The sequence below is a fragment of the Leeuwenhoekiella sp. H156 genome, assembly GCF_052218455.1.
Classification (GTDB): Bacteria; Bacteroidota; Bacteroidia; order Flavobacteriales; family Flavobacteriaceae; genus Leeuwenhoekiella; species Leeuwenhoekiella parthenopeia.
The window spans coordinates 1,443,592-1,466,354 of sequence record NZ_CP197499.1; the positions used below are offsets into that span (position 1 = coordinate 1,443,592).

Consider the following 22,763-nt stretch of genomic DNA (forward strand, 5'->3'; position numbering starts at 1 on the left):
AATATGCGTTTATCACTATTTGCCCTCATACTTTTTACCTCAGCTGCAATGCTGGCACAGGAAAGTTTTGAGCGCGCTGTTTACCACAAAGCTGATGACAGTTTGCAGTACCGTATACAATATCCGGTCAATTACGAGGCCGGAAAAAAGTATCCTTTAGTATTGTTTCTACACGGTGCAGGTGAGCGCGGTTCAGATAATGAAAGCCAGTTGGTACACGGCTCTAAAGTATTTGCAGATACCGGCAACCGCAATGCATTCCCGGCAATTGTGATTTTTCCGCAGTGTCCTAAAGATTCGTACTGGGCCAATGTTGATGTAGACCGAAGCACGTATCCCATCGGGATTACCTTTCATCCGGATCAAAAGCCTACGCCTCATTTGCAAATGGCCGCAGATTTGGTCGATTCTTTTATTAAAGACGGAAAAGCAGATCCTTCACGAGTGTATATCGCAGGGCTCTCTATGGGCGGAATGGGCACTTACGAAATGGTGCAACGCAACCCCGAAACATTCGCTGCAGCCATTGCGATTTGCGGCGCCGGAAGCACCAGCGAAGTACAAAACTATGCGCTAAATACCCCTTTTTGGGTTATTCACGGTGCTGAAGATAATGTGGTAAACCCCATTCATTCGCTAGAGATGGCACAGGCCATGCTCGAAGCGGGAGCCAAACCCCGGGTTACTGTGTATGAAGACGCCAATCACAACAGTTGGGATCCGGCTTTTGCCGAACCCGATTTTCTGTTGTGGCTTTTTAGTCACACCAAATAAAAACTGAAGTTAAAAGCCCTTAACGGGCAATTAAGTCAAAACCCACGAAACTACTAAAACACAGATTTTCGGTGGGTAACAAAATTCTAAATATGAAAAGTATTCGTTCCAGATTTCTAATTATCGGTCTGCTTTGTCTTGCCACTACTGTATTTGCCCAAAAAAGACAGGCTATTCCTGAAGTAGAAGCCCTTTTAAAAAAAATGACCCTTGAAGAAAAAATAGGTCAGCTTAACTTACTCACTCCCGGTGGTGGTGTCGCAACAGGCTCGGTGGTGAGTAAAAATGTAGAAGATAAAATAAAGTCCGGCAACGTGGGCGGTTTGTTTGGGGTTGCAGGACCTGAAAAAATCAGACAGGCGCAGGAACTGGCGGTAAAAAATACACGTCTGGGCATTCCGCTGCTTATAGGTTCTGATGTCATTCACGGGTATAAAACCACATTTCCTATTCCGTTGGGACTGTCAAGCAGCTGGGATATGGAGCTGATAAAGAAAACAGCTCAGATTGCTGCTCAGGAAGCCACTGCAGACGGCATCAACTGGAACTTTTCACCTATGGTTGACATAGCGCGTGACCCGCGCTGGGGCCGTATTGCCGAAGGTGCCGGGGAAGACCCATATCTGGGTTCTCAAATCGCAAAAGCAATGGTGCAAGGTTACCAACAGGAAGATCTTACCGCCGAAAATACAATGATCGCCACCGTAAAACACTTTGCACTCTATGGCGCTTCAGAAGGTGGCCGTGATTACAACACCACCGATATGAGCCGGGTTAAAATGTTTAACGAATACCTGCCTCCTTACAAAGCCGCTATTGAAGCAGGTGCCGAGAGTGTCATGAGTTCGTTTAATGACGTTGATGGTGTGCCCGCAAGTGGAAACAAATGGTTACTCACAACCCTACTTCGCGACCGCTGGGGCTTTGACGGTTTTGTAGTTTCAGATTATACTTCGGTGAACGAAATGATCGCGCATGGTATGGGCGATTTACAGGCCGTATCTGCGCTTTCCATAAATGCGGGGCTTGATATGGATATGGTGGGCGAAGGTTTCTTAACCACCCTTAAAAAGTCTGTTGAAGAAGGTAAGGTTACCGAAGAAACCATTACTCAGGCCTGTCGTCGCATTCTGGAGGCTAAATACCGACTGGGTCTGTTTGAAGATCCCTATAAATATTCCGATTCTAAAAGACCGCAACGCGATATTCTTACCGATGCAAACAAGACAATTGCCCGCGAGGCAGCACGTAAGTCTTTCGTTTTACTTAAGAATGAAAACAATACGCTTCCGCTGGCTAAAAATGCTAAAATCGCGCTTGTTGGTCCGCTGGCAGACAGTAAAAACAATATGCTGGGTACCTGGGCACCTACCGGCAACCCTCAACTTTCAGTATCTATCTTAACCGGATTCAAAAATGTAGCGCCACAGGCGGAGGTTACCTATGCTAAAGGTACCAACATCTCTAATGATTCCGCATTCGCGAAAAAAGTAAACGTCTTTGGTCCGCGAATTGAAATCTCAGAGGAAAGTCCGGAAAGTCTTTTAGCAGAAACACTTCTTGCTGCAAAAAATGCTGATGTGGTTGTAGCTGTGGTAGGTGAAGCCACCGAAATGAGCGGCGAAGCCGGAAGCCGTACAGACATCAGCATCCCTGACAGTCAGAAGCAATTAATACGCGAACTCGTAAAAACCGGAAAACCGGTAGTGCTTGTTTTGATGAGTGGCCGCCCGCTGGTCATCACCGAAGAAATGGACCTTCCCGTAAGTATTTTACAGGTTTGGCATCCCGGTATTGAAGCCGGTAATGCCGTTGCAGATGTGGTTTTTGGAGATTACAATCCTTCCGGAAAACTTACAGCAAGCTGGCCGCGTAACGTAGGACAAATCCCTGTATATCACAGTATGAAAAACACAGGTCGTCCTGCACCATCTGCTGAATTTGAGAAGTTTAAATCGCAATATTTAGATTCGCCCAATGCACCTTTGCTTCCCTTTGGTTATGGTTTGAGCTATACTTCTTTTGAATATGGAAAACTTTCGTTAGCTAAAAAAGAAATCAATCCCGGTGAATCTCTGGAGGTACAGGTTGATGTGACCAATACCGGAGACCACGACGGTGAAGAAGTGGTGCAATTATACCTGCACGACGTAATACGCAGCATTACGCCACCGGTACGCACACTTAAAGGCTTTGAAAAAGTGTTTTTAAAGAAGGGAGAAACCAAAACGGTTACACTAACTTTAGAACCCGACGATCTCAAATTTTACAACGGAGCACTTGAGTTTGTAGCTGAGCCGGGAGAATTTGAAATCTTTGTGGGTGGAAACAGCAATGCTTCCCTAAAAGAAACCTTTACGCTTAACTAAAATTAGCCGGGATGATACGCCAAATTTGCATATTCGCGACACTTCTTTTTTCAGTCTTTACTCTGGGAGCCCAACAAAAATACGTGGGTCAGGTCTATGCAGATTTGGTAAAATCTACACACACCTATGCCGACACCTTAAAGCTTGATTTTTATACAGCAAATCAAAATAAAAACGACAACTCACGCCCGCTAATCGTGCTGGTTCATGGTGGTGGTTTTTCGGGAGGGAAACGCGATAATGCTCAGGAAACCGAATTTTCACAAACTATGGCCGCTAAGGGATACGCAGTAGCTTCTATAAGCTATCACCTAACCCGCAAGGGCAAAGCGACGGGCTTTGGTTGCGATTGCCCGGCTTCCGAAAAACTGGAAACCTTTAAACAAACCACAACCGATATTCTGGATGCGCTAGGTTATCTTAAATCAAATCCGGATTTTAGTTTTGATCCTGAAAAAATAATTCTTGCCGGGAGCAGCGCCGGTGCTGAAGGTATTTTAAACACCGCGTATATGGCGCAGCATCCCGATTTTAAGGATTTGGGCAATTACCCGAAAATCGCTGCCGTGGTATCTTTTGCAGGAGCTGTGGTAGATGCCCGCTACCTAACGTCAGAAAATGCAGTTCCGGGTTTCTTTATTCATGGCGATGCAGATAATTTGGTTCCATATTCCAGCGCTCCGCATCATTTTTGTCCTTATGAAAGTCCCGGCTTTTTGCCTTTAGATGGTGATGAGTTTATCGCAGCAAAACTGAAAGAACTCAAAGCATCCTACACCTTGCTCACCGCACCTGGAGGCAATCACGACTGGGCCGGCTTAGGCTATACCTACACCACTCAAATTGCTACATTTCTAAATGCAGTAATTAACGAACAACAGCTTATTCAGCACGAGGAATCTGTTGAAAACAACTAATCGACATTGCGCAATTGATCCCTGTTGCGTGTAAATCACCCCCAATGCAATAGCTTAATACTGGCTTAACCTCAGGTCGTAATACTATTTTACTGCTTTGACTTAATTTTCGATTTTAAAAACACTTAAATATGAAGTTTACCGCTCTCCTTCTTTTTGCATTTTTTGGTATAAATCTTTTACCGGCTCAGGAACTCAGTCTAATGACCTACAACATCAGGATGGCTACAGAATCTGACGGGGACAACGCCTGGAGTAAGCGCAAGGAATTTCTGACCGCTCAGGTACTTTTTTATGCTCCCGATGTGATGGGCGTTCAGGAAGCTTTACCGGAACAAATGGCCTATTTGGGTGAAAACCTTACCGGCTACAAACACGTGGGAGTTGGTCGTGAAGGCGAAAACAAAGGCGAATTTTCCGCGATTTTTTACAATGCGGAAAAACTGGAACTCATTGCAGGTGATACCTTTTGGCTCTCAACTACGCCGGAAGAAATCTCTACCGGCTGGGACGCCGCACTACCCCGAATTTGCACCTACGCCTTGTTTGAAATCAAAGAAACCGCTGCCCGCTTTTATGTCTTCAATACGCATTTTGATCACGTAGGAGTTGAAGCCCGTAAATACAGCGCCCAATTAATACTTGACCAGATACGCGAAATCAACAACCTGAATTATCCGGTTTTTGTCACCGGCGACTTTAATCTGGAACCCGATTCTGAACCTGTTGCTGTTTTAGAAACACAATTAAAAGACACCTTTAAAGCGAGCTTAAGCGGTTCTTTTGGACCCGAAGGCACTTTTAACGGCTTTGATTTTGACCAACCCGTAACCCGCCGCATCGACTATATTTTTGTGGGTAAAACGAGTCCGGTTAAAGTATTGAAACACGCCACACTAAGCGATTCTAAAAATCTGCACTACGCTTCAGACCATTTGCCGGTTTATACTTTAGTAGAAATTCAGCCCTAAAAATGGAGATTACAGCATAAAAATTAAAAAAGTAATGCTATTTTTGTTCTTTATTCAGAAAACAATCCGGCACTGCCGGTCCTTATAAAGAAGTTGTGTTGTCTTCCGGCAACGGAAGACTGGTTTTGTAGTGAAACCTTTGAGAAGCTTTTCCACCTTAGGCGGAGAGGCTTTTTTGTTTCAGGAACCTAAAATTTCTTCTATTTGTTTCAATTCGCCTTCTGAAAATGCCAGGTTATTCAGGGCATTCAGATTATTATGTAATTGTTCTACTTTACTCACTCCTACCAAGACTGAGGTTACACGCGTGTCTTTTAGCAGCCAGCTAATCGCCATTTGAGCAAGACTTTGACCGCGATCCCGGGCAATGCTATTCAGTTTTTCAACTTTATCCAAGAGCTCTGGTGTAATGCGATCTTCAGAAAGGTATACCGAATTTGCCGCGCGCGAATCTTTTGGAATTCCGTTGAGATACTTATCGGTAAGCAGACCCTGTTGCAAAGGTGAAAAAACCACACTACCCAGACCGGTATCTTCTAAGGCATCAAGCAAACCATCTTCTACCCAGCGATCAAACATATTGTAACGTGGTTGATGCACCAGAAACGGAGTACCCATTTGCTTTAATAAGGTTGCAGCTTTGCGGGTACGCGCTGCGTCATAATTAGAAACCCCTACATAAAGTGCCTTGCCAGACCGTACAAGCTGATCCAGCGCACTCATGGTTTCTTCTAAAGGTGTTTCAGGATCGGGACGATGATGGTAAAAAATATCTACATAGTCAAGCCCCATTCGCTTTAAAGACTGGTCACAGCTCGAAATCAAATATTTCCGGGAGCCCCAATTTCCATAGGGTCCGGGCCACATGTCGTAACCCGCTTTTGAAGAAATAATCAACTCATCGCGATAGGGCTTAAAATCTTCCCGATATAAACGTCCAAAATTGGTTTCTGCCGCACCATAAGGAGGCCCATAATTATTAGCCAGATCAAAATGGGTTATGCCTTTATCAAATGCAGTTCTAAGTAGTAATCTTCCGTTAGTTAAATCTGCTGTATCCCCGAAGTTATGCCACAGCCCCAGTGAAATCATAGGGAGTTTGATTCCACTTACTCCACAGCGACGGTATTGCATGGTTTCGTAGCGCTCTTCTGCCGCAGTATATTTTTTAACGGTGTTCATAGGTATCAGATCAATTGGATTTAATGACTAAAAATAAACATTTCAGCACGGTTCTAATTTAATTTAAATCTTCACGGGGTATTTTGATTCCAAATTTTGAATATTTGGTAACTTCCAAAATTTAAAATTTACGTTTAGTTTCCTATGATTCGATCACGCCGCTTTCAGATTTTCTTAGTTGCATTTATGGGTATGTATACAATCCTTTCTGCGCAAACCTCAAGCCTTTCCGTAGAAAAAATAATGCAGGACCCCAGGTGGATGGGTACGTTTCCCGAAAATGTAAACTGGGACACCCAAAGCAAAACCATCTATTTTGACTACAATCCCGAAGGAAATCCTGCAGACAGTCTTTATAAGATCAGTATCAGTAATCCGGATAAGATTGAAAAAGTAAATCTGGCGGAGCGCAAGGCGATGCCGGGCCGATACGGTACCTGGAATACCGCTCACACCAAAAAATTGTATACCGAAGATGGCGCGCTTTGGGTTTACGATCTTAAGAACGACCGCTCCAAAGAACTTATTGATCTGGGAGGTCGCATTGGCAATTACACGTTTCTGGCAGACGAAAGTCAAATTGCTTTTGAATACGATAACAATGCCTATGTTTTAGATACCAAAACGGGAACGCTAAGCAAAATCACCAACATCAGGGAAGGCAAGGCTCCTGAAGACAGAGCCAAAAAACTATCGGAAAAAGACCAGTGGCTCAAGGATGAGAATTTAAGCCTGCTTCAAATTGTACGCGAACGGGAAGAGCAGGATTCGATCTCTAAAGCCTACCGCGAAATGACGGCAGATCCTGATCCCTATACCTTTTACGCCGGGGATGAGTCGGTTAGCGGATTGCAGGTGAGTCCGAAAGCCGATTTTGTAACGATAATGCTGATGCAGCGTGATCGGGGCGAAAGCACCAACGTACCCAATTATGTAGATGCCAGCGGCTATACGCAGGATTTGCGGGCGCGCAGCAAAGTAGGTGAGGATAATACCGAAAATTCCCTCGCCATTTACAACGTTAAAAAAGACACGGTTTATAAGGTAGATACCTCAAAACTCCCCGGAATCACAGACCTTCCCGATTATACAAGTGATTATCCCGACCGCGAGTGGGAAGAAAAAGAACGCGATGTCATCATCTCACAGGCTGTATTTTCAGACGACGGCAGCAAGGCTATTGTGAACATTCGATCTAAAGACAACAAAGACCGGTGGATTGCTTTGCTCAACCTCGAAGACGGAAGCCTAGAAACCCTGGATCGCCAGCGTGACGAAGCCTGGATTGCCGGGCCCGGAATCGGCTGGTCTTTTGGCGGCGGAACTCTGGGCTGGTTACCGGATAATAAACATATTTACTTTCAGTCTGAGGCCAGCGGCTATTCACACCTCTACCTGCTTGACGTTACTACCGGAACCAAAAAAGCCCTGACCGAAGGGGAATACGAGGTTTTTGATCCGTTTTTGTCTAAGGATAAAAAATCCTGGTTTTTGACCACTTCAGAAGTAGATCCCGGCGAGCGCCATTTCTACACCATGCCGGTTATGGGCGGAAAAATGGAAAAACTCACATCGATGCCCGGCAATAACGAAGTAAGCCTGTCACCTGACGAAAAGTATATGGCGATTCGTCATTCGTATAGCAACAAGCCCTGGGAATTATACCTGAAGAAAACCGGTTCAAAAGCCGAAGCCCAACAGCTTACTTCAGGCCAGTCTGAAGCTTTTAAAAGCTACACCTGGCGCGTACCGCAAAACATCAGATTTAAAGCTGAAGACGGAGCGATGGTTCCGGCAAGACTGTATGTTCCGGATGCTTCGGTAAAAAACAACGCTGCTATAGTATTTGTACACGGAGCCGGCTATCTCCAAAACGCGCATAAATGGTGGTCCAGCTATTTTAGAGAATATATGTTCAACAATATGCTCACCGATCTGGGATACACCGTAATTGATATTGATTACCGCGCCAGCTCAGGTTATGGCCGTGACTGGAGGACCGGTATTTACCGTCATATGGGCGGAAAAGATTTGTCTGATCAGGTTGATGGGGTGAAATACCTTATCGAAAAATACGATATTGATCCTGATAAAGTAGGGATTTACGGCGGAAGCTACGGCGGTTTTATTACCCTTATGGCCTTATTCACCGAAGCTGATACGTTTAAGGCCGGTGCTGCTTTGCGTTCGGTGACAGACTGGGCACATTACAACCACGGCTATACGGCAAATATTCTTAACGAACCCACTCAGGACCCCATCGCGTACAAACGCTCCTCGCCTATTTATTTCGCCGAAGGCTTAAAAGGTGATTTACTCATAGAGCACGGAATGGTGGATACCAACGTGCATTTTCAGGATGTGGTAAGACTTACTCAACGCCTGATCGAGTTAGGAAAAGACAACTGGGAGCTGGCAGTTTACCCGGTAGAGGATCACAGTTTTGTAGAACCCATCAGCTGGACCGATGAGTACAAGCGTATTCTGAAGCTTTTTAATGAGAGTCTTTTAGGTATAAAATAACAATCTACAACCCCGGGCTAGTGTCTGGGGTTTTTTCTAAAGGTCTGGAGATTTCGATAGCGTACTTCAACAAAAACGTAGCAAGCATAGATAATAAAACCCAGGGCAATTACACCAAGTGTCCAGTTGCCAAATAAATATTCCATTACCGAGAAGGCAGCTTCTTTATTGGTATCATCCAGATCCCGATTGGTAAATGCCGAGTCCCACAATAAAAACGAAGCGATACCCAGGGTAATGCCACGGGAAGCGTAGCCTGTCATTCCGCAGATTAAAATGAGGTTTTTGTAAAGCGGATTTAGGTTTTCAATCCTTATGGTTTTGGCAAACTTTCGGGAAATGGCGATGTAAAACTCATTTAATGTAGCGCCGAGCATACCTACTGCGATAGCCATGATCGTGTATTTACCCAAATCAGATTGAATAAGTTGTTGCATATCGGTCTCCTTCAGCCAGGACGATGTTTGCGGATTTAAAGCAACAAACAGGGCACTCACAGCCAGAAAAGCGTAAACCAGTCCGCCAAAACCAAAACCTATTCGTTCTGCGATTCCGGTTAAATCATTTCCGAACTCACGGCGATCTGCGATACTTTCAAAAACACGCCAAAACACATAACCCGATAAGGCTATAGCCCATAAAATAAGCAGGGCTCTGCCTAAAGTGTTCCCGGCTAAGAAATTCATCAGCGTAAAACTTCCGGCCTTAAACCCACCCAGATTGAATGCAGCCATTGAAGTAAAAACACCAATAGCCAAAAAAAGCACAGCCTTTGCAAAAAGACCTGCACGGGCAAAAAATAGAAATTTCGTATTCAAGCGGTCGTTGGGTGTGATGCGATTAAAAAGCTAAACTACTCAACCCTAACCTAAAAGATTGATAAAGAAGTGTTATTTAGGAAAAGGAAAATTGAAAAACCTCAATAAGCCGGTTTTAGTAATTAAATCCAAAAAAACCATCGGTAATCTGAACGGTAGCCGCACCCTGAGCTGTAAACTGAAAGGTTCCGCCAACAGATTTTTGAGCAATGTTGTTAGAAATTATAGTAACCGTGCCCGACTGCACCTGAGGATTGAATGCTCCCGAAATGTAAGAAGCCTGATAGGGGCTGTTCACATTAAAATCGGTTAGGTCATAAATCCCGGGCTCTATATTTCGCGGAAAGCGCAAACGAACGATCACCGAGTTTGTGCTACCCACCCCGATGATGATCCCGTTAGATTCAGAAGAATAACTCACTTCAGGCGTAAAGGGATTCCCCTGAATTTTACAGCCAAAAGCGCTCTCCACAACCGGAATGATCACGGGTGGTGGTGGTTCTTTAAAAAACGGTACCTCGTAAAAATAACCCCGTGTAAAATAGACTTCAGTATCATCTGCAGGTGCTACAGCCCTAAACCGAAACGAACCGGTATACAAACTATCATCAACGCGCTCAACCACAACCTCACCTTCGCCGTCAAAACGGGTACTGTATTGCTTGCCTTCTGCCTCGTAAAAATCGGCTATGGCGGCAGAGCCTGCACTAAGATCAAATACTCCGGTCCCGTAAGCCGGCAACTTAAGATCTACACGCTCGCCGTTGAGACTTCCTGAGATGATTACCTCATTTGCATCGGTTAGTTGAGCGCGGGTACCTGCAGCCTTAAAAAAAAGGGTGTCTTTAATACCTTGAAATGCAGGGGTATTGAAGGTGACGTCATCTGCACAGGATACCAACAACAGACTCAAAATAGCAAAAAGAAAAGGCCTGATCATTAACAATGTAATTAAGGGACTGCAAATTACTAATTTTACGAGCTTTAAACGCATTGACAAACAGAAAATTGTAGTATATTTGCACCCTCAATAAAGAGAGCAATCTGCTTAACGTTAGGCAGAGCGCTTATTTTTAAATTATAACCGGGGTCGGGTACCCCAAAAATTAATTTTTATGCCAGTAAAAATCAGATTACAAAGACACGGTAAAAAAGGAAAACCTTTTTACTGGGTAGTAGCCGCAGACACGCGTGCTAAACGTGATGGTAAATTCTTAGAAAAACTAGGAACTTACAATCCAAACACCAATCCTGCGACTATTGACCTGGACGTAGATTCATCTGTAAAATGGTTGCAAAACGGGGCTCAGCCTACCGAAACTGCAAAACGTTTACTTTCTTACACTGGGGTATTGCTTAAAAATCACCTTGCCGGTGGTGTGCGTAAAGGCGCATTAACCGAAGAGCAGGCTGAAGAAAAGTTCAACGCCTGGGTTGAAGAAAAAGCATCTAAAATTGATGCAAAAAAAGAAAACCTTTCTAAAGAACAGCAAAAGGCACGCAAAGAGGCTTTAGCTGCTGAAAAAGCTGCTAATGAAGCTCGTATCGCCGCTGCTCAACCTCAAGAGGAAGAAGCTGTAGAAGCTCCTGAAGCTGCTACTGAAGAAGCTCCTGCTTCTGAAGAGAACAACGAAGAAGAAGCTAAGTAATACTCGTTCACGATGCGCAAAGAAGAATGTTTCTATCTGGGCAAAATCGTGCGAAAATTCAGCTTTAAGGGTGAGTTACTGGCTAAGCTAGATACAGACGAACCCGAGGTTTACGAAGAATTGGAATCAGTTTTTGTCGATTTTAACGGCAATCTGGTTCCTTTTTTTATTCGTAGTGCACAACTGCACAAATCTACACTGCTCCGCATCGATTTTGAAGACGTAAATACCGAAGAAGATGCAGATGACCTGGTCAATGCAGAACTCTACCTGCCGCTTTCTATGTTACCCCAACTGGACGGTACTAAATTTTACTATCACGAGGTTATCGGTTTTACCGTAAAAGATGTGTACTATGGGGAAGTAGGTACTATCACCGGGATCAACGACAATACCGCACAGGCTTTATTTGAAATTGATCACAACGGCAAAGAAGTCCTTATCCCCGTCAACGACGACTTTATCAAAAAAGTAGACCGCAGTACCAAAACCATTACGCTCGATACGCCCGAAGGATTGATTGCTATTTATCTTTAAAGAACAGCTTCAACAAATCCAGACAGATAAGATTTACAAATTATTTGTACTTTAGAGTTATGGAAGGTACTATTCAGGATCAAAAAATTAAACTTATTCAATGGTTATCTACCCTTGAAGATGCCGGCACCATCGAAATACTGATGCAATTACGCGATGCTGATAAAACCGACTGGTGGTCTACCATTTCTGAAGCTGAGCGTCATTCAATTGAGAAAGGTATTACCGACGCAAATGCAAACCGGTTGAAAAGTCACGCAGAAGTTAAGGCCATCTATGAAAAATGGCTATAGCATTTTTTGGACAGCACACGCGCTAACCGAACTAAAGTCAACTATTAATTATTTAGAAGAAAACTTTACGCACCGGGAATTAAATTACCTGTCCAATCAATTAGAACATACCTTGAATTTAATTTCTAGAAATCCTGAACTTTTTCCTCAGTCTACCTTAAGATCTTCTGTTCGAAAAGCGGTTGTCGCAAAATTCAATAACCTGTATTATCAAATTGATGGTGATCATATCACGATTTTATCCTTTTTCTCCAATCGTCAAGATCCATTAACCACAAAAATATAGTTCTGTCAAAACCCTTCAAATTCAAACAATTTACGGTTAATCAGGACCGCTGCGCGATGAAGATTGGCACAGACGGGGTATTGCTTGGAGCCTGGGCGCCTGTACATCAAAATCCTTTTTCGATACTCGATATCGGTACCGGCACAGGAGTCATCGCACTGATGCTTGCGCAACGCTCAGATGCCGAAGTGATTGACGCCCTCGAACTGGATGAAGACGCCTACGAGCAGGCGGTTGACAATTTTGAAGCCTCATCATGGGGTGATCGCCTCTTTTGTTATCACGCCCATCTCTATGAATTTGCTATCGAAATTGAAGACACCTACGATCTTATAGTATGCAATCCGCCCTATTTTGAGGGTAGTACCCAGCTTGAAGAGCAGCAGGGCTCTGCCCGGGAGCAGGCCCGTTTTGAAGACGCGATGCCTTTTGAACTTTTGGTTGCTTCGGTAAACCAGCTTCTGGAGGAAACAGGTGTTTTTTGCGTGATTATTCCGCAAATGCGGGAAGAGGAGTTCATAAGCCTGGCGGCGAAAGCAAATCTGTATCCTTTTAAGATCACCCGCGTTCAGGGAAATCCTGAGGTGCCTGCAAAGCGTACGCTTCTCGCCTTTTCAAGCAATGCTAAAGCCTCATTACAGGAAGATAATCTGATTATCGAAACTGCACGGCATCAGTACACCGAGGCCTACCAAAATCTGGTCAGGGATTTTTACCTTAAAATGTAGCCCGTTATCCTGCTTAAATTTCCATTTGGAGTAGCATAGGTTTTAGCATTTTTCTAAATTTAGCAGAAATACAATAGCATTCATTACATCATCTTTAGTGAAAGCTTATAAAACTTTAGAGTTTAACAACAGCGCCTATGAAACCTGATCTTTTTGAATCACCCGATTACTACAACATTGACGACCTGCTAACCGACGAACACAAACTGGTGCGCAGCGCAGCACGCGACTGGGTCAAGCGGGAAGTTTCGCCTATTATTGAAGAAGCGGCTCAAAAAGCAGAATTCCCCAAACAAATCATAGGTGGCCTGGCTGAAATAGGCGCTTTTGGGCCGTATATTCCTGAAGAATACGGTGGTGCCGGCCTGGACCAGATCGCGTATGGCCTCATTATGCAGGAGATTGAACGCGGAGACAGTGGCGTACGCTCTACAGCTTCGGTACAATCGTCGCTGGTGATGTATCCCATTTACAAATTTGGTTCTGAAGAGCAGCGTAAAAAATACTTACCCAAACTCGCCAGCGGGGAGTTTATGGGATGTTTTGGCCTCACCGAACCCGATCACGGCTCCAATCCCGGCGGGATGGTGACCAACTTTAAAGATGCCGGTGACCATTATATCCTGAACGGTGCAAAAATGTGGATTTCCAATTCGCCGTTTGCCGATATCGCTGTGGTCTGGGCAAAAAGTGAAGAAGGCCGCATTCATGGGCTCATCGTCGAGCGTGGTATGGAAGGGTTCTCAACCCCCGAAACGCATAACAAATGGTCGTTGCGGGCAAGCGCCACCGGCGAACTCATTTTCGACAATGTAAAGGTTCCCAAAGAAAACCTGTTGCCCAATAAATCGGGACTCGGAGCTCCTTTATTGTGTTTAGATTCGGCCCGCTTCGGTATAGCCTGGGGTGCGATAGGTGCTGCTATGGACTGCTACGATACCGCTTTGCGCTACGCGAAAGAACGCCAGCAATTTGGCAAACCCATTGGTGCCTTTCAGCTTCAGCAGAAAAAATTGGCCGAAATGATTACCGAAATCACCAAAGCCCAGCTCCTTGCCTGGCGTCTGGGAACTTTACGCAATGAAGGCAAAGCTACTTCAGCGCAAATTTCAATGGCCAAACGCAACAATGTAGATATGGCCTTAAAAGTCGCACGCGATGCCCGTCAAATCCTTGGTGGAATGGGTATTACCGGCGAGTACAGCATTATGCGCCATATGATGAATCTGGAAAGCGTGGTAACCTATGAAGGCACACACGACATCCACCTGCTTATCACAGGGCTTGACATTACCGGCCTAAATGCTTTTAAGTAATCGCATGATAGATATTATCTAACCAAAATGTACAGGTGTATTGCTAACGTTTATTAATTTTGCCAAAAATTAATTGCGATGATACAGGATATAGAAAAAGCGATTGCACCTTTTCAGGAAGAGCTTCTCAATCACAGTCTCTACAAAAAGCTGAAAACTCCTGAGGATCTAAAAACGTTTATGCAGCATCATGTTTTTGCTGTGTGGGATTTTATGTCACTGCTTAAAGCATTGCAATACGACCTGACTAAAGTTTCAACGCCCTGGTACCCCCTTGGAAATCCTGAGGTGCGCTACCTAATCAACGAGATTGTTCTGGCAGAAGAGACAGACATCAATAAGGATGGAAAACGCCAAAGCCACTTTGAGATGTATCTGGATGCTATGAAAAAATCGGAAGCGTCTTTAGATCAGATCAACACCTTCCTAAACCACATCACGCACGGTACCGACATATTTCTGGTTATTGCCGTAAGCGACATTCCCGAAAGTGTTAAGGAATTTTTACGCTTTACCTTTGAAACCATTTCAGAAGGAAAATCGCATAAAATCGCTGCCGCTTTTACCTTCGGCCGGGAAGACCTCATCCCCGATATGTTCACCCAAATCATTGGGAATATCATCAAAAACTTCCCTCAGGAAGATCTTACCCTGTTTAAATACTACTTTGACCGTCATATAGAACTTGATGGTGACGAGCACGGTCCTATGGCTCTTAAAATGATTGAAGAGCTTTGTGGTACAGATTTGATGAAATGGGAAGAAGCCCGTCAAACCGCTGTTACCGCACTTAAAAAGCGTATCATTTTATGGAATGGTATTGAGAAGGAAATCAACCCGAAAGTAACCGCATAAACACACATATCGTATATTTAAGGTATTGTATACGATAGCAGATGTCTTCAAGAAGCCGTTTTGACCGGGCATTTAAAGATGCAAGGGTAATTCCGTTTAACGATACGGATAAGTTTATACTTTTTAGCGATTGCCATCGCGGGGACAACAGTGGTGCAGATGATTTTGCAAACAACCGCAACACCTACTTTCACGCCCTCCAGCAGTATTATAAAAACGGGTTTACCTATTGTGAACTGGGAGATGGCGATGAGCTTTGGGAAAACCTGCACTTTTCTACCCTTTACGAGTCCCATCAAAATGTCTACGAACTGATGCGTAAATTTTATCTGGAAAACAGATTGCATCTGGTTTGGGGCAACCACGATATGATTTACAAAAACCCGTCGCAGGTCAAAAAAAATCTGCATTCGCATTTTGACCGAAGAACAGGTGAGGAACGACCGCTTTTCCCGGGGACTGAAGTACACGAAGCCTTAATACTGAAGCACGAGCAAACCGGCCAGGAGCTCTTTTTATGCCACGGGCATCAGGCCGACTGGATGAATTACATAGGCTGGCGTTTTAACCGGTTTATGGTTCGGGTGTTGTGGCGACCCTTGCAAGGCGCCGGAATATCTGACCCCACGAGTCCCGCTAAAAACTATCTGGAACTCATAAAGGTAGAACGCCGCACCAAAAAGTGGATTTTAGAGCGCAACAATCAGTTTACCATAACCGGTCATACGCACCGGCCCCGTTTTCCCGAACCGGGCGATATCGCCTATTTTAATGACGGAAGCTGCGTGCACCCCCGAAGCATCACAGGTCTGGAGATTGAAAACGGCTTTATTTCACTCATCAAATGGCAAATAGCCACTACAGACGACGGGGTTCTTAAGATTGTTCGCGTGTTGCTGGAAGGTCCACAAAAACTCATCGATTATAAAACCGAACCGGCCCGAATCCCGTAAATTGAAGTATGAAAACTTGGGTACAAATACTGTTTGCAGCATTTTTATGTGTGGGCTGTGCCGCAGGCGATGATGTTTCGGGCTTTGAACCTCAAACCGAAACCCCTGCCGAAACGCCGCCGTCTCCAAATCCTGATACAGAGCTAAGCGGAACGTATAACTATCTGGCTCTGGGAGATAGCTATACCATAGGTGAAAGCGTATGCGAGACCTGTAATTACCCGATGCAGCTCAAAACCGCTTTTAAAAATGAAACACAAGCTGATTTGTCTGTCAAAATCATTGCCCGAACGGGCTGGCGTACCGAAAGTCTCATACAGGCCATTAAAGGGGAAAACCCGGCAAAAAATCAGGATTTGGTAACCCTGCTTATCGGAGTAAATAATCAATATCAGGGCGGAAGCTTGGAAACCTATAAAATTCAGTTTAAAGAATTGCTGGAAACCGCAGTAAAACTGGCCAAAGGTGACCGGGATCGGGTGGTGGTACTTTCCATTCCCGATTATGCGTTTACGCCTTTCGGCCAAAGCACTACAAACCCGGAAGAAATAACAGCCGAAATCAACGCATTTAACGAAGCTGCCGAAAACATCGCAACTTCGTCTGATGTAAGCTTTCTCAATATCACAGATATCACCCGAAAAGGCATTGAAGATCCCGAACTGGTAGCGCTAGATGCCCTGCATCCTTCCGAAAAGGCCTATGCACAATTTGTAGAACGCTTACTTCCTATAGCGCTGGAAATTCTTAAAACGAATTAGACCGATACCCTTAAAGTTTCGGCTTAACTCTCGGGCGCCAGCTTTACTTCGAGTCCGTTAAGATCTGGAGTAATGGGAATCTGGCAGCCGAGGCGGCTGTTGTCTTCTACGTGAAAAGCTTCCGAAAGCATAGCTTCCTCATCGTAACCCATTTCATTCAGCTTATGATCTGAAAGTACATAGCACTGGCAGGAAGCGCACATCGCCATACCACCACAGGTACCTTCAACCGGAAGTTCGTACATCTTGCACACTTCCATAAGGTTTAAATTCATATCTGTTGGAGCTTCAAGCGCGTGAGCAACTCCTTCCCGGTCAATTACGGTGATTGTGATGTCTTGCATGACAAATACGATTATGCCCTTAGGCGATTAAGAGACTCCCCGATAAGGTAAGCCATTTCAGAGCGCAAAATTAAGAAAAACTACGGATTAAGCCCTTCTAAAGTCTAGTGATTTAATAGGATTAGTACTATACATCACAAATACGCACACCTTCTCGTAAAGCGGCGAGCTTATCGTCGTATGTAGGTATAAATTCCTGAGCCACATAACCGGTATAGCCGGTTTCCAGAATGGCCTTCATAATAGCGGGGTAATTCAATTCCTGGCTGTCATTGATCTCGTTTCTGCCGGGTACACCTCCGGTATGATAATGTGCAATATACTGGTTGTAATCCTGTATAGTACGTATCACATCCCCTTCCATAATTTGCATATGGTAAATATCATAAAGCAATTTAAAATGCTCTGAACCGATGCGTTCGCACAATTGGGCTCCCCAGGCGGTATGATCGCATTGGTAATCTTTATGATCAACCTTGCTGTTAAGCAATTCCATTATCAAAATGACGCCTTTTTCTTCGGCTTGCTTTACAAGGGGCTGAAGACCTTCAGCACAATTGGCGATACCTTCTTCGTCAGACAACTCCCTTCGGTTTCCTGAAAAAACAATAACGTTTTTAATTCCTTTGGCTGCTGCCTTATCAATAAGCTCTGCATATTTAGCCTGAAGATCTGCGTGGTTGCCGGGATCGTTAAATCCATTTTCAATATTCGCAAAGGTATCTGTAGCTACCGAGCATTTGAGTCCATACTGCTCAACGGTATCCCACTCTTCGGGTTTGAGCAAGTCGATGCCTTTAAGCCCGATCGCTGCCGCTCCCTGTGCAAAACTGTCAAGGGGCATACTGCCATAGCACCAGTAGCAGGCCGCGTGATTGATGTTGCCTTTCAATGCTGTTGCCTCCTCGCTCACAAGTTCCTGTGACTCTTCTTTAGTTTCGGTCTTACAGCTAAGTGCGGTAAGCCCAAGGCTTGCCCCTGATGTTGCCAATGCGATATTTTTTAAGGCAGTACGCCTTCCGTTAGAGTGACCCATAATCCTAATTTTAAAGATCTAAATATATATTAAATGTTCAAATTACGCTTAATATAAGGCATAAAAAAACTGCCCGGAAAAATACCGGACAGTTGTATAGATTATTAAATATGCGTCTTAAGCGGTAATATTGATCACCTCTTCAATTTGTGGCGCGTGTTTCTTAATGGTCATTTCAACGCCGCTTTTTAAAGTCATTTGATTAACGCTGCATCCTACGCAGGCTCCTTCAAGCTGTACTTTAACGGTGCGCCCGTCTTCGATGGCCAGCAAAGCGATATCCCCGCCGTCACTTTGTAAAAAAGGACGTATTTCTTCGAGAGCTGCCTCTACCTTACCTTTTAATTCTAAATCTGTCATAGCACTATTTTTTAACTGCGGCACAACCCGCCATTGTCGTGATTTTAACCGCCTCGGTAGGTGGCAAATCGGTATTGCGTTTAACAAGCTGCTCTACGCTGTTGCGAGTCATTTCTTCAAAAGCTTTGGCTAATATAGTATTTTCCTGCAATGCAGCAGGTCTTCCCACATCACCGGCTTCGCGAATGCTTTGTACCAAAGGAATCTGCGCCAGAAGCGGCACGTTTAAGTCTTCGGCCAAATTACGGGCACCTTCCTTTCCGAAGATGTAATACTTGTTATCCGGTAATTCTTCGGGAGTAAACCAGGCCATATTTTCTACAATTCCAAGAACCGGAACGTTTATACTTTCCTGCTGAAACATCGCAACACCTTTTTTGGCATCTGCCAAAGCTACATTTTGCGGCGTACTCACCACAACAGCACCGGTAATAGGCATCGCCTGTACAATACTCAGGTGAATGTCGCCGGTACCCGGAGGCAGGTCAACCAGAAGAAAATCAAGTTCACCCCAGGCTGCGTCAAAAATCATTTGATTTAAAGCTTTTGAAGCCATCGGCCCGCGCCATACCACCGCCTGATCAGGACGGGTAAAAAAGCCTATTGAAAGCACTTTTACGCCGTAACTCTCCACAGGTTTCATCTTTTGTTTCCCGTCTACTTTTACAGAAAGGGGTTTCTCTTCCTGCACATCAAACATCATCGGGATAGATGGCCCGTAGATATCAGCATCAAGGATACCTACTTTAAAGCCCATTTTTTGCAGGCTTACAGCCAGGTTTGCGGTGATGGTAGATTTACCAACCCCACCTTTACCGGAAGCTACTGCAATAATATTTTGTATACCGGGAATGGGTTTCCCTTTGATTTCGTTTTTCTGCTGCTTTTCAGGAGCGTCAACCCGTACGTTTACCTTTACTTTAGCCTTCTGATGCACTTCGCCGTGAATGGCTTTCATAATCTCCACTTCGGTTTTCTTCTTGGCCTGCAGACTTGGGTTTTTTATGGTTACATCTACGATAACCTCATCGCCAAAAGTAACCACATTAGTCACTGCACCACTGCTCACCATATCCTCACCTTCACCGGGTACGCTAATGGTTTTTAAAGCTTCTAAAAGGGCTTGTTTTTCTAATTTCACAACTTCTTAATTAGATTAATTCTAAAATGCAAATATAGGCCGAAAACTTCAGAAACTAAAAGACTTCCTGGTCTTTACTGAAGGGATAAAATAAGGCCGGAAATGTGTGAAATTCTAGGAAAATCCCAGTTCGGTCACTGGGTCCCAAAACTTCTCGTCAAAGTTTTGCAGTTTATCCCCTTCAACCTCGTGGCCTTCACTCTCGAGCAACTGCTGCATCAGATTGGTCCCCGGAAAATGATGCTTGCCGGTAAGCAGGCCATTGCGGTTAAGCACCCGGTGCGCAGGCACATCTTCACGGTTTACCGAACCATTTAGCGCATAACCCACCATTCGGGCACTGCCTGCAGCACCCAGATACCGGGCAATCGCTCCGTAAGAAGTCACCCTGCCATACGGAATACGCTTTGCCACCTCATAAACCCGGTTAAAAAAGTTAAGTGTTTCGGGCTTTGGCATATTACATTCTGAATAAGGTGATGAGCACCAGGATAATCATAAGCCCCGCCATAAAATAATTGGAATATTTAGCGAAGTTGCGAGGCTCGTGCTGAATACGATTAAAACCCACAACGTAGACATAGAGGGAGGTAAAAGTGCCCGCCGCTGCGGCCAATACAAACAGGCCTACTTCGAGAATACCGGCCTGACCCTTGCTGGTTATATTCAACGCTGCGCTGATGGCACAAAAATACGGTAGCGGCAATACATTTATGGTTGCCACGAAAACGCCCTTCCAGAAACTGCGTCTTCCGCTGTGTTTCGGAATTTTTACGTCTTTCACTTTATTCTTTTTGGCCTTGATAAAGAAATAGACCGCAAGAATACCAAAAATCACGATTCCGGTTCGAAACAGTGTATTGCGCACGGCCTCATTACTAAAAATATAACGGGCCAACAGTACTGCAAAAAAAGCCTGAAGCATCACCACTACCGAAGCGCCAATTGCCACCAATACGCCATTGCGCATACCCCGGTGCACGCAGGTTTTAGCCACAGACATATTGACCAGCCCCGGTGGCAATACACCCAGCAAGGCGGCAAAATAGGTGATAAAGAAAAGCTTGGTTATTTCCAAAGGCGGTTAATTGATCTTAAACTTGATATAGGTAATCGCTTTATCCTGTTCAAGATACTGTTTTTCGTAAAAAGTCTGAATGTCAACCACTTCTTTTGGTGCCATATGATTGCTGTAGATGTCATGATGCGCATAAAGCACCTCGTGACCCAAACCGTGGAGCAATCCCAGCGTGTAGCCATGCATAAACTCAGAGTCGGTTTTGAGATGCATGAGTCCGTCTGGCTTAAGAATAGTTTTGTAGCGCTCCAGAAATTCGAAGTTGGTCATTCGGTGCTTGGTGCGCTTGTATTTGATTTGAGGATCGGGAAAGGTAATCCAGATCTCAGAAACCTCGTTTGCTGCAAAAGCCTGATCTACCAATTCAATCTGAGTACGTAGAAAACCGGCATTATCAATATGCTCTTCCAAAGCGGTTTTGGCCCCGCGCCAGAAACGGGCACCTTTGATGTCAATGCCTAAAAAGTTTTTATCGGGAAAACGCTGCGCCAGGCCCACCGTGTACTCTCCTTTGCCGCAACCCAGCTCGAGAACCAGGGGTTTATCGCTTTTAAAAAAATCGCGGTTCCAGTTACCCTTAAGTTTGAAGTTCCCATCGGTGATTTCCTCACGGGTGGGCTGAACCACGTTGCTAAACGTCTCATTTTCCCTGAAACGCTTCAGTTTATTTTTGCTTCCCAAAGCCTTAGTATTAAAATTAAAAACGGCCTCAAATATACGGGTACTCCTGCAAATGCCGTTATCTAGCTAAAGCTATTCTCCGGGATATTCAATTTGCAGCTTTTTTTAGACTGAAATATTTTCGATTATACAGCTCTCAGATTAAGCGAAAGTGATAATTCGGTTAAAAACGCTCTATATTTTAATAGTTTGATAATCTAGCGGAAACATTTAAGTATCAGTGAAGTTCCATTTTTGTAGCTGTGAATACTCAAAAAAACATACTCGTTGCACCGCTTAACTGGGGACTGGGTCACGCCACGCGCTGTATCCCGCTTATCTATGCCTTGCTGGAGGATGGTTTTACTGTAATTTTGGGCAGCGATGGCTCGGCGTTACAGTTGCTTCAGAAAGAATTTCCACAGCTTAAAAGCATCGTTTTACCTTCTTACGATATCAAGTACGCCAAAAACGGGAAAAGCTTTAAATGGAAAATGCTTTTGCGAAGTCCGAAAGTTTTAAAAGCGGTGCGCAAGGAACGCGAGCAACTCAAATTGCTGGTCAAAAATGGCGAGGTAGACGGCGTCCTGTCAGACAATCGTCTGGGACTGTATCATGCTGACATCCCCACGGTTTTTATGACGCATCAGCTTCAGGTATTAAGCGGAAAAACCACCCGTCTTACCTCGGCATTACACCGCAATTACATTCGGAAATTTAATGAATGTTGGGTGCCTGATTTTGGCGGCGAACTCAATCTAACAGGCAAACTGGGGCATCCTAAGAATTTTGATATTCCTGTAAACTACATCGGGCCGCTTTCCCGTCTTGAAAAAGTGGAGACCGAAACCTATTACGACATTATGGTGCTGTTAAGCGGGCCCGAACCCCAACGTACCGAACTCGAGGAAATTTTATTCCACGAACTGAAGCATTACAACGGGCAGGTACTTTTTGTTCGCGGGGTGGTTGAAGCGGAACAACAAATTACCCGAAAGGGCCAGGTCAAGATTGTAAATTTTATGGAGAGTCAAGATTTACAGGCGGCAATCTGCGCCAGCGATCTGGTTATAAGCCGCTCGGGATACACAACCATTATGGATTTGCTCAAACTGGGCAAAAAAGCCTTTTTTATTCCTACACCCGGGCAGACCGAGCAGGAATATCTGGCACGCCGGCTTGAGGGCAAAGGGATTATTCCGTTTGCAGAGC

At 44.6% G+C, this 22,763-nt stretch carries 24 protein-coding genes and 1 pseudogene; 15 read left to right on the forward strand and 10 right to left on the reverse strand.

The features are described from left to right. The first annotated feature begins 3 nt into the window (after positions 1-3). From ACSSS3_RS06030 to ACSSS3_RS06045, 4 genes are all read left to right on the forward strand, one after another. Entirely contained in the window at positions 4-774 is a 771-nt protein-coding gene (locus tag ACSSS3_RS06030) for a prolyl oligopeptidase family serine peptidase (RefSeq protein ID WP_442846831.1), read from the forward strand. Positions 775-866: 92 nt separating this feature from the next. Further along, positions 867-3,143, forward strand: coding sequence for a beta-glucosidase BglX (bglX, locus tag ACSSS3_RS06035; RefSeq protein ID WP_442846832.1), 2,277 nt, complete (start codon positions 867-869; stop codon positions 3,141-3,143). Between the two features lie 11 nt (positions 3,144-3,154). Further along, a complete protein-coding gene (locus tag ACSSS3_RS06040) occupies positions 3,155-4,060 on the forward strand; it encodes an alpha/beta hydrolase (protein ID WP_442846833.1) in 906 nt (301 codons plus the stop codon). A gap of 131 nt (positions 4,061-4,191) precedes the next feature. After that, a complete protein-coding gene (locus ACSSS3_RS06045; RefSeq protein ID WP_442846834.1) occupies positions 4,192-5,031 on the forward strand; it encodes an endonuclease/exonuclease/phosphatase family protein in 840 nt (279 codons plus the stop codon). Positions 5,032-5,211: 180 nt separating this feature from the next. On the opposite strand, the gene mgrA is transcribed toward ACSSS3_RS06045, so the two are convergent. Then, positions 5,212-6,213 carry an L-glyceraldehyde 3-phosphate reductase gene (gene mgrA, locus ACSSS3_RS06050; RefSeq protein ID WP_442846835.1) on the reverse strand — a complete coding sequence of 334 codons (1,002 nt, stop codon included), beginning with the start codon at positions 6,211-6,213 and terminating at the stop codon, positions 5,212-5,214. Between the two features lie 144 nt (positions 6,214-6,357). Here mgrA and ACSSS3_RS06055 point away from each other — a divergent pair, with 144 nt between their 5' ends. Then, on the forward strand, positions 6,358-8,736 hold the full coding sequence (locus ACSSS3_RS06055) for a prolyl oligopeptidase family serine peptidase (protein ID WP_442846836.1): 2,379 nt from the start codon (positions 6,358-6,360) through the stop codon (positions 8,734-8,736). Positions 8,737-8,753: 17 nt separating this feature from the next. On the opposite strand, the gene ACSSS3_RS06060 is transcribed toward ACSSS3_RS06055, so the two are convergent. Together ACSSS3_RS06060 and ACSSS3_RS06065 are read right to left on the reverse strand one after the other, a co-directional pair. Further along, a complete protein-coding gene (locus tag ACSSS3_RS06060; RefSeq protein ID WP_442846837.1) occupies positions 8,754-9,554 on the reverse strand; it encodes a DUF1206 domain-containing protein in 801 nt (266 codons plus the stop codon). Positions 9,555-9,669: 115 nt separating this feature from the next. Further along, on the reverse strand, positions 9,670-10,494 hold the full coding sequence (locus tag ACSSS3_RS06065) for a DUF6252 family protein (RefSeq protein ID WP_442846838.1): 825 nt from the start codon (positions 10,492-10,494) through the stop codon (positions 9,670-9,672). A 175-nt stretch (positions 10,495-10,669) separates the two neighbouring features. Between ACSSS3_RS06065 and ACSSS3_RS06070 the strand changes: the two genes are divergently transcribed. From ACSSS3_RS06070 to ACSSS3_RS06110, 9 genes are all read left to right on the forward strand, one after another. After that, positions 10,670-11,203: a 30S ribosomal protein S16 gene (locus ACSSS3_RS06070; RefSeq protein WP_442846839.1), complete on the forward strand. Its 534-nt coding sequence runs from the start codon at positions 10,670-10,672 to the stop codon at positions 11,201-11,203. Positions 11,204-11,215: 12 nt separating this feature from the next. Further along, positions 11,216-11,740, forward strand: a complete 525-nt coding sequence (gene rimM / locus ACSSS3_RS06075) for a ribosome maturation factor RimM (RefSeq protein WP_442846840.1) — start codon at positions 11,216-11,218, stop codon at positions 11,738-11,740. Positions 11,741-11,799: 59 nt separating this feature from the next. Continuing rightward, the gene (locus ACSSS3_RS06080) at positions 11,800-12,033 is read left to right on the forward strand and encodes a hypothetical protein (RefSeq protein WP_442846841.1); all 234 of its coding nucleotides are present in this window, start codon (positions 11,800-11,802) and stop codon (positions 12,031-12,033) included. Continuing rightward, positions 12,017-12,319 carry a type II toxin-antitoxin system RelE/ParE family toxin gene (locus ACSSS3_RS06085; RefSeq protein WP_442846842.1) on the forward strand — a complete coding sequence of 101 codons (303 nt, stop codon included), beginning with the start codon at positions 12,017-12,019 and terminating at the stop codon, positions 12,317-12,319. The genes ACSSS3_RS06080 and ACSSS3_RS06085 overlap by 17 nt, the downstream gene beginning before the upstream one ends. A 56-nt stretch (positions 12,320-12,375) precedes the next feature. Further along, positions 12,376-13,047 carry a tRNA1(Val) (adenine(37)-N6)-methyltransferase gene (locus tag ACSSS3_RS06090; RefSeq protein WP_442846843.1) on the forward strand — a complete coding sequence of 224 codons (672 nt, stop codon included), beginning with the start codon at positions 12,376-12,378 and terminating at the stop codon, positions 13,045-13,047. Positions 13,048-13,184: 137 nt separating this feature from the next. Next, positions 13,185-14,363, forward strand: coding sequence for an acyl-CoA dehydrogenase family protein (locus tag ACSSS3_RS06095; protein ID WP_228228758.1), 1,179 nt, complete (start codon positions 13,185-13,187; stop codon positions 14,361-14,363). Positions 14,364-14,441: 78 nt separating this feature from the next. After that, entirely contained in the window at positions 14,442-15,218 is a 777-nt protein-coding gene (locus ACSSS3_RS06100; protein ID WP_228228759.1) for a DUF3050 domain-containing protein, read from the forward strand. A gap of 41 nt (positions 15,219-15,259) precedes the next feature. Next, positions 15,260-16,171, forward strand: coding sequence for a metallophosphoesterase (locus tag ACSSS3_RS06105; protein ID WP_442846844.1), 912 nt, complete (start codon positions 15,260-15,262; stop codon positions 16,169-16,171). 8 nt (positions 16,172-16,179) lie between these two features. Further along, a complete protein-coding gene (locus ACSSS3_RS06110) occupies positions 16,180-16,932 on the forward strand; it encodes an SGNH/GDSL hydrolase family protein (protein ID WP_442846845.1) in 753 nt (250 codons plus the stop codon). A gap of 23 nt (positions 16,933-16,955) precedes the next feature. Here ACSSS3_RS06110 and ACSSS3_RS06115 read toward each other — a convergent pair whose 3' ends face one another. From ACSSS3_RS06115 to trmB, 7 genes are all read right to left on the reverse strand, one after another. Further along, positions 16,956-17,276 carry a 2Fe-2S iron-sulfur cluster-binding protein gene (locus ACSSS3_RS06115; RefSeq protein WP_099645657.1) on the reverse strand — a complete coding sequence of 107 codons (321 nt, stop codon included), beginning with the start codon at positions 17,274-17,276 and terminating at the stop codon, positions 16,956-16,958. Positions 17,277-17,403: 127 nt separating this feature from the next. Continuing rightward, a complete protein-coding gene (locus ACSSS3_RS06120; protein ID WP_442846846.1) occupies positions 17,404-18,312 on the reverse strand; it encodes a hydroxypyruvate isomerase family protein in 909 nt (302 codons plus the stop codon). 117 nt (positions 18,313-18,429) lie between these two features. Next, positions 18,430-18,672 (reverse strand): NifU family protein, encoded by a 243-nt coding sequence (locus ACSSS3_RS06125; RefSeq protein ID WP_099645655.1) that lies wholly within the window; start codon positions 18,670-18,672, stop codon positions 18,430-18,432. A 4-nt stretch (positions 18,673-18,676) separates the two neighbouring features. After that, complete coding sequence (locus ACSSS3_RS06130) at positions 18,677-19,813, reverse strand: P-loop NTPase (RefSeq protein WP_442846847.1); 1,137 nt, start codon at positions 19,811-19,813, stop codon at positions 18,677-18,679. A 114-nt stretch (positions 19,814-19,927) separates the two neighbouring features. Then, entirely contained in the window at positions 19,928-20,272 is a 345-nt protein-coding gene (locus ACSSS3_RS06135) for an MGMT family protein (protein WP_228228764.1), read from the reverse strand. Between the two features lies 1 nt (position 20,273). Continuing rightward, on the reverse strand, positions 20,274-20,891 hold the full coding sequence (locus ACSSS3_RS06140) for a LysE family translocator (RefSeq protein WP_228228765.1): 618 nt from the start codon (positions 20,889-20,891) through the stop codon (positions 20,274-20,276). A 6-nt stretch (positions 20,892-20,897) separates the two neighbouring features. After that, entirely contained in the window at positions 20,898-21,572 is a 675-nt protein-coding gene (gene trmB, locus ACSSS3_RS06145) for a tRNA (guanosine(46)-N7)-methyltransferase TrmB (RefSeq protein ID WP_228228766.1), read from the reverse strand. Between the two features lie 842 nt (positions 21,573-22,414). Here trmB and ACSSS3_RS06150 point away from each other — a divergent pair. Then, positions 22,415-22,735 (forward strand): annotated as a pseudogene (locus ACSSS3_RS06150) (glycosyltransferase); the annotation flags it as partial. Positions 22,736-22,763 lie beyond the last annotated feature (28 nt).

Excerpts from the sequence above, each read along its gene's own strand:
- ACSSS3_RS06125 (WP_099645655.1), bottom strand. The coding sequence starts at position 18,672 with ATGACAGATTTAGAATTAAAAGGTAAGGTAGAGGCAGCTCTCGAAGAA.
- ACSSS3_RS06080 (WP_442846841.1), top strand. The coding sequence starts at position 11,800 with ATGGAAGGTACTATTCAGGATCAAAAAATTAAACTTATTCAATGGTTA.
- bglX (WP_442846832.1), top strand. The coding sequence starts at position 867 with ATGAAAAGTATTCGTTCCAGATTTCTAATTATCGGTCTGCTTTGTCTT.
- ACSSS3_RS06135 (WP_228228764.1), bottom strand. The coding sequence starts at position 20,272 with ATGCCAAAGCCCGAAACACTTAACTTTTTTAACCGGGTTTATGAGGTG.
- ACSSS3_RS06100 (WP_228228759.1), top strand. The coding sequence starts at position 14,442 with ATGATACAGGATATAGAAAAAGCGATTGCACCTTTTCAGGAAGAGCTT.
- ACSSS3_RS06070 (WP_442846839.1), top strand. The coding sequence starts at position 10,670 with ATGCCAGTAAAAATCAGATTACAAAGACACGGTAAAAAAGGAAAACCT.
- ACSSS3_RS06055 (WP_442846836.1), top strand. The coding sequence starts at position 6,358 with ATGATTCGATCACGCCGCTTTCAGATTTTCTTAGTTGCATTTATGGGT.
- ACSSS3_RS06115 (WP_099645657.1), bottom strand. The coding sequence starts at position 17,276 with ATGCAAGACATCACAATCACCGTAATTGACCGGGAAGGAGTTGCTCAC.
- mgrA (WP_442846835.1), bottom strand. The coding sequence starts at position 6,213 with ATGAACACCGTTAAAAAATATACTGCGGCAGAAGAGCGCTACGAAACC.
- ACSSS3_RS06085 (WP_442846842.1), top strand. The coding sequence starts at position 12,017 with ATGAAAAATGGCTATAGCATTTTTTGGACAGCACACGCGCTAACCGAA.
- rimM (WP_442846840.1), top strand. The coding sequence starts at position 11,216 with ATGCGCAAAGAAGAATGTTTCTATCTGGGCAAAATCGTGCGAAAATTC.
- ACSSS3_RS06045 (WP_442846834.1), top strand. The coding sequence starts at position 4,192 with ATGAAGTTTACCGCTCTCCTTCTTTTTGCATTTTTTGGTATAAATCTT.
- ACSSS3_RS06120 (WP_442846846.1), bottom strand. The coding sequence starts at position 18,312 with ATGGGTCACTCTAACGGAAGGCGTACTGCCTTAAAAAATATCGCATTG.
- ACSSS3_RS06110 (WP_442846845.1), top strand. The coding sequence starts at position 16,180 with ATGAAAACTTGGGTACAAATACTGTTTGCAGCATTTTTATGTGTGGGC.
- ACSSS3_RS06090 (WP_442846843.1), top strand. The coding sequence starts at position 12,376 with ATGAAGATTGGCACAGACGGGGTATTGCTTGGAGCCTGGGCGCCTGTA.
- ACSSS3_RS06030 (WP_442846831.1), top strand. The coding sequence starts at position 4 with ATGCGTTTATCACTATTTGCCCTCATACTTTTTACCTCAGCTGCAATG.
- ACSSS3_RS06065 (WP_442846838.1), bottom strand. The coding sequence starts at position 10,494 with ATGATCAGGCCTTTTCTTTTTGCTATTTTGAGTCTGTTGTTGGTATCC.
- ACSSS3_RS06095 (WP_228228758.1), top strand. The coding sequence starts at position 13,185 with ATGAAACCTGATCTTTTTGAATCACCCGATTACTACAACATTGACGAC.
- ACSSS3_RS06040 (WP_442846833.1), top strand. The coding sequence starts at position 3,155 with ATGATACGCCAAATTTGCATATTCGCGACACTTCTTTTTTCAGTCTTT.
- ACSSS3_RS06105 (WP_442846844.1), top strand. The coding sequence starts at position 15,260 with ATGTCTTCAAGAAGCCGTTTTGACCGGGCATTTAAAGATGCAAGGGTA.